Consider the following 2,491-nt stretch of genomic DNA (forward strand, 5'->3'; position numbering starts at 1 on the left):
AAGAATTTAAAAACAGCTTTTTAAGCGGGTAGCGAACTTAAGAGGTTCTAAGATCTGGAGTTGGATCGGGAGTTCTCAAGTTGGTTGCAATCTGAGCTTCAGCAAAACAACGAACAGTGCATAAATTGCTAGTTGTAAGGTGATGACCTGGTGTATCCAACTGATAACAATAATGAATTATAATTCTCTACATGAGGCGATTGCTCTGGAAATGATCAGATAGGCCAATCGTACCCGAAGTTCTATCTGAATCTGTACCTCGGTCATTTCCAGTTGTCTAACGTGGGCTCAGGTGAACTGTTGTGGTTTAGTTTGCATTATATATTAGTGAAATATATCAATCTGTTAAGGTACATTTTTGACAAGATACATTCAAATGTGCTTATGGCGCTAGATCAGCTAATGAAGTTTAATTTGCATTATTTTTCAGTTCTGTAAGTCGTTTTTCTGGAAGAAAGGTATGAATTGCTGCATCGCAAGATAGGTGATCACGATGAGTACGAAGTTCTGAAGCTGATCTCAGATGAATGAATGGGCCTGTTTTTGGAACAGAAGAAGCAATAGTGCAGGGGCACGTCTGCTGTGCAGACCGGGCCTGTCCACGCGCCTTTGGCGCTTACCAAGCCACACACCTCCACACTTAAGGTCTCATAATTTCCCCCTGCAGTCTCTAACGAGCCAGCAACGGCAAAACTCAACCTAAAGCGCTCCACTGTCTGTCTCGGCCATGCGGGGACTGTCCCTCGTGCAAACAAACACGGCAAGCCGCTCTGCGGCTTCCATTACCTGCTGTTCTTTAAAGTCTCCCTTCAGCATGGTCAAGGCAACCTGCAAGCAGGCATTCAAAGAATGACCTTGACCACACTGAACGGCTTCCAATGACGAGAAAAGTGAAACGAACCTCCCAGAGGGGGAGGGGAGTGGACACTTAACTCATCTCCAACAAGGAGCAAGTTTTATGGGAACCCAAACACATCTGGCCTTAATCCCAGAAGCCTCAAACGAGGCTGAAGAAAAGATCTACACGGCTCTGAGAGGTACGCCAGATACCGACAAAGCAGTGCATGCAGCAGTCACGCTCATTCTAGCCTATGCATCCTACAGATCCTATCAACCTGAAATGGGATTGGTTGAAACGGCAATGGAAGCTGCTCTGGAAGCGTTCTCGATTGATAAGGCCGATGTCATTGATGAAGAGGCATAAAAACAGATCCTATGATCGGCACGTTCACAAACTCATGTGAGGTTATATATGCTTAATTTTGAAGTTAATGTCAGCGGTTCTGCAGTAGGCGAACAGCTTCAGGGCGACACTGAGGAGCTGGCTTATGCTCTGGTCGCAATATCGGATAATCCGCAGGCTCAAATCGGGGCCGATGTGGCAGAGCATATCTGCGATCAGGACGATAAGCAGTCAGTTATTTCGCTGCTCAATAGCCTCTTGGAGGAACTTTCCAACTAATTTCATTTCTAAATATTTGGTGATTGATATGAGCATTCAAACAACGCTCAATTGGCGTACAATGGATACTTACAACAAGGGCGATAAAGTCTTATTTTGGGTCGCAAGTGGCTGTGAGGAATTCCCAGTATACGGTTACATCAATATTGACGGCGAAATCTGGGACGAAAACGGTGCGGGGTTTGGCAGTGGCAACAAAGCAAGAATGTGGGCCAGGTTCTCGCCGCCCGACTTAAATTTACATTGACCTGACATTGTTATCAAAGCGGTCTGTTCATAGCAGGCCGCTTTTCTTTTGTGCTGTATCAACCGTATTGGTGATGCTCAGTTGGAGCGCTGCATAGTCCTGATTTTCTTGTCGGTCTTATATTGCCCCAGTGCATACACGGCCCAAATGGCCGCTGGTATCCAGCCAATCACGGTGATCTGAAGCAACAGGCAAAAGATCCCCTGAAACGGGCGGTTGATTGTGAAGAACACAACAAAGGGAAGCACAAGAGCCAGAATTAAACGCATAAATGAAATCTCCGCAGGAATGAAAAGATAACTCCACCTGGCGCAGTCTTGCGCGGTCATGAGATCAGCGCCTTTATCCGCAAACATGGCTGAGCCATGGATTTGTAAACACTGATGTATTGCGCATTTGAACTGCTCGTTCCAAGTCTTTTCTTCATCAGGACGCGCAGCACAGAGCGGCCAGATTTGCTTGTTTCTTGATCTTTATGAGCCGATTTCATCGAAGCTGGTTCTTTGGGCCAAGATCCTCCCTGAAGCACGATACAGCTCAGGTTCAGACCAGTTTCGCTCAAGACACTTCCCGACAGGTAAAATTGATCCTGTGTTGTTTTATTGCAGTTTCTTTGTTTTTTCATTTGCCAGCGAGTTTTTCATGAATGCCATAGTCCAAATCCCTCAGCTCCTTCAGGAGCAGGATCTGGCCTTCACCTTTGCAGCTCCTGCGCAGCCCAACGCGGAGTTGCTGGTCACCGGGTTCTCGGCAACAGAGCGTCTCAATGGGCTCACGCAGAT

General features: G+C 46.6%; 5 protein-coding genes. 3 read left to right on the forward strand and 2 right to left on the reverse strand.

Annotated elements, in window-relative coordinates; all coding sequences use genetic code 11:
* Positions 1-958: 958 nt before the first annotated feature.
* The 3 genes from PPL9_RS03140 to PPL9_RS03150 are packed head-to-tail and all read left to right on the forward strand — an operon-like array spanning position 959 to position 1,709.
* Positions 959-1,204, forward strand: coding sequence for a hypothetical protein (locus tag PPL9_RS03140; protein WP_057460966.1), 246 nt, complete (start codon positions 959-961; stop codon positions 1,202-1,204).
* A gap of 48 nt (positions 1,205-1,252) precedes the next feature.
* Complete coding sequence (locus PPL9_RS03145; RefSeq protein WP_057461290.1) at positions 1,253-1,462, forward strand: hypothetical protein; 210 nt, start codon at positions 1,253-1,255, stop codon at positions 1,460-1,462.
* Positions 1,463-1,490: 28 nt separating this feature from the next.
* Positions 1,491-1,709 carry a hypothetical protein gene (locus PPL9_RS03150; protein WP_152986578.1) on the forward strand — a complete coding sequence of 73 codons (219 nt, stop codon included), beginning with the start codon at positions 1,491-1,493 and terminating at the stop codon, positions 1,707-1,709.
* A 77-nt stretch (positions 1,710-1,786) separates the two neighbouring features.
* Here the strand turns inward: PPL9_RS03150 and PPL9_RS03155 are convergent, their stop codons facing one another.
* Positions 1,787-1,978, reverse strand: coding sequence for a YqaE/Pmp3 family membrane protein (locus PPL9_RS03155; protein WP_057461298.1), 192 nt, complete (start codon positions 1,976-1,978; stop codon positions 1,787-1,789).
* 56 nt (positions 1,979-2,034) lie between these two features.
* Entirely contained in the window at positions 2,035-2,334 is a 300-nt protein-coding gene (locus PPL9_RS32270) for a hypothetical protein (RefSeq protein ID WP_161831193.1), read from the reverse strand.
* Positions 2,335-2,491: the final 157 nt, after the last annotated feature.

It is taken from the genome of Pseudovibrio sp. POLY-S9 (genome assembly GCF_001431305.1).
GTDB lineage: Bacteria > Pseudomonadota > Alphaproteobacteria > Rhizobiales > Stappiaceae > Pseudovibrio.

Coding starts and splice junctions, on each gene's coding strand:
- PPL9_RS03140 (WP_057460966.1), top strand. CDS start 959: ATGGGAACCCAAACACATCTGGCCTTAATCCCAGAAGCCTCAAACGAG.
- PPL9_RS03145 (WP_057461290.1), top strand. CDS start 1,253: ATGCTTAATTTTGAAGTTAATGTCAGCGGTTCTGCAGTAGGCGAACAG.
- PPL9_RS03150 (WP_152986578.1), top strand. CDS start 1,491: ATGAGCATTCAAACAACGCTCAATTGGCGTACAATGGATACTTACAAC.
- PPL9_RS03155 (WP_057461298.1), bottom strand. CDS start 1,978: ATGCGTTTAATTCTGGCTCTTGTGCTTCCCTTTGTTGTGTTCTTCACA.
- PPL9_RS32270 (WP_161831193.1), bottom strand. CDS start 2,334: ATGAAAAAACAAAGAAACTGCAATAAAACAACACAGGATCAATTTTAC.